The organism is Trueperaceae bacterium (assembly GCA_019454765.1).
Lineage (GTDB): Bacteria > Deinococcota > Deinococci > Deinococcales > Trueperaceae > JAAYYF01.
The window spans coordinates 3,787-6,188 of the sequence record JACFNR010000057.1 but is presented as its reverse complement, the minus strand read 5'-3'; the positions used below and the strand labels follow the sequence as shown (position 1 = coordinate 6,188).

2 protein-coding genes are annotated in these 2,402 nt (G+C 72.6%); both read right to left on the bottom strand.

Features of this window, described 5'->3' with window-relative positions:
• Window positions 1-82 precede the first annotated feature (82 nt).
• A complete protein-coding gene (locus H3C53_12235) occupies window positions 83-1,273 on the bottom strand; it encodes a maltose ABC transporter substrate-binding protein (protein MBW7917433.1) in 1,191 nt (396 codons plus the stop codon).
• A 197-nt stretch (window positions 1,274-1,470) separates the two neighbouring features.
• Window positions 1,471-2,394 carry a DNA-protecting protein DprA gene (gene dprA / locus H3C53_12230; protein MBW7917432.1) on the bottom strand — a complete coding sequence of 308 codons (924 nt, stop codon included), beginning with the start codon at window positions 2,392-2,394 and terminating at the stop codon, window positions 1,471-1,473.
• Between the last annotated feature and the right edge of the window lie 8 nt (window positions 2,395-2,402).

Sequence of the window (2,402 nt, the reverse complement as noted above, 5' to 3'; positions counted from 1 at the left end):
ATGTCCCTGCCGACCACCCCCCTGGGGCGCGGCCTGGGGCGTGAACCCCTGGCCGCGCGGCCTCGTCAGCCTAGTGCGAGACTCACTCGCCCTTGATCTCAGCGACGGCCTGGCTCAAGACGGTGGCGACGTCGGCGCCGGCGTCCTCCGTCAGGACGGTGAGGGCGTTACCCATGGGGGCCCACACGGCGCCCATCTCCGGGATGTTCGGCATGGGCTCCGCGGTCAGGAGGGCGGCACCGAAGCCGGCGATGATCGGGTCGGACTGCACGGCCTCGAGCGCCGACAGCGACGCCGGGATGCGACCGGAGAGGCGCGCCATCGAGATCTGCGCGTCCTTGCGCGAGAGCCACTTCGCGAAGTTGGCGGCCTCCACCTTCAGGTTCGTGAACGAGTTCACGAGCGCGCCCTGCACGCCCATGAAGCCCGAGAACGGCGTGCCGTCGGCCAGCGGGGGCACGGGGTGGACGCTCACGTTGAGCCCCGCGTCCTGGTACTGGCTGATCGCCCACGGACCCGTGTAGATCATGCCAAGGGCGCCGTCGACGAACAGGCCGTTCGCCACGTCGTAGTTCGTGCCCGAGGGGATGAGGCCGAGGTCGAAGCGGAGGGCCTTGAGGGCCTCGCCGCCCGCTACTGCGCCCTCGTTGGCGAGCCCGATGTCGGCCGGGTTCAGCGCGCCGGCGGCGTCGCGCCCGAAGACGTAACCGCCGTAGGTATGGAGCCACCCGTAGCTGAAGTAGAAGTTGGCGATGTCGAACATGAAGCCGAACGTGTCGGCCGTCGTGAGCTCCTGGGCCAGCGCCATGGTCTCCTCGTACGTGGCGGGGAGGCTGCTCACGAGGTCGTCGTTCACGATGAGCGCCGGACCCTCGACGTACATGGGCAGGCCGAAGAGCTTGCCGGCGTACGAGTAACCGAGGCGGGCCTGCTCGCTGAGGTCGGCGAGGTAGGCGCTCGTGGCGTAGCTGCTCATGTCGAGGAGGATGCCGCCGACGGCCATCTCGCCGATCTGGTCGTGGGGCACGCCCGTGAAGACGTCGCCCGCCTCGCCCTGCGGGGCGGCCAGCAGCGCCTGTTGTTTCAGCTCGTTCACGTCGAGGCGCACGATCTCGACGTCGACCCCGAACGCCGCGGTGAAGCTAGCCGCCTCCGACCTTAGCCAATCGAGGGTCTGATCCTGCCAGGTGGTCCACACCTTGAGCGTCTGGGCGTTGGCGCTCCCGGCGACCAACGCCAGTAGCGCGACCAGCACCATCAGGTACTTCTTCACTAACCACTCCTTTCGGCCTCACGGCCGGAGCGCTCCGCGAAGGGAACCGATCCCCCCAGTTGGGCCGCGCCCTCGTGGGCGGGCCAACGCGCCGTGTCGCCAGGATATCCAGCCCGCCTCCGGCTGTCCATGGACGTATCGTCCCGACGCCCCGAGGGGCCGCGCTCGCCGGGCCGAGTCGAGTGTCGCGCCGGAGGTCAGCCGCGGCGGCGGTAGCGACCGTCGAGCGTACGGGCGACGACGCCCTCGAGCTCGAGCAGGCCGAGCGCGGCCAGCAGGTCGGGCGGGGCAGCGCCGGTGCGGTGCAGGAGCTGGTCGAGCGAGGCGCCGCCGCCCTGGCCCAGCGCGCGCAGGAGGGCGGTTGTCACGGCGTTCGGCGCGGCCTGCGCTCCCACGGCGTCGGGCGGGGACGCCGGCGCCTCGAGGGGCAGCGCGAAGTGCGCGAGGATGTCCGACGCGTCCACCAGCGCGGCCGCTCCCTCGCGCAGGAGCTGCAGGCCGCCGCGGTTCCTGACGTCGTCCGGCCGCGTGGGCATGCTGAAGACCTGCCTGTCGAGCTCGGCGGCGTGCGTGGCGCTATTCAGCGCACCGGACGGCACGCCCGCCTCCACCACGGCCACGACGCGAGAGAGGGCCACCACGACGCGGTTGCGGCGCAGGAAGTGGTAAGGCTGCGGGTTGGTGGTGGGCGGCCACTCGGAGAGGATCGCGCCACCCGCGCGGAGTATCCGCTCCGCGAGCCCGCGGTTGGCGGCGGGGTGGAGGCGGGCGTGGCCGCCGCCCAGCACGGCCACGGTGCCACCGCCCCCCGCGCCCGCCTCCAGGGCGCCCTCGTGAGCGGCGGCGTCGACACCGAGGGCCAGCCCCGACACCACGGTCACGCCGCGCGCGGCCGCGGCGCGGGCGACGTCGCGGGCGAACTGCAGAGCGTAGGAGGAGGCGCGGCGGGTGCCGACGATGGCGCACGCCGTGGGTGGCCCCTCGGCGGTCAGCTGCGCCGGCAACCGACCGGCAACGAAGAGCACGGGGGCGGAGTAGACCCCCTCGCTCCTGAGCGGGGCAGGGTAGCCCGCGTCCTCCCAGCAGTGGACGGCGAGGCCGCTGGCGCGAGCCTCCGCCACCGCCCTCG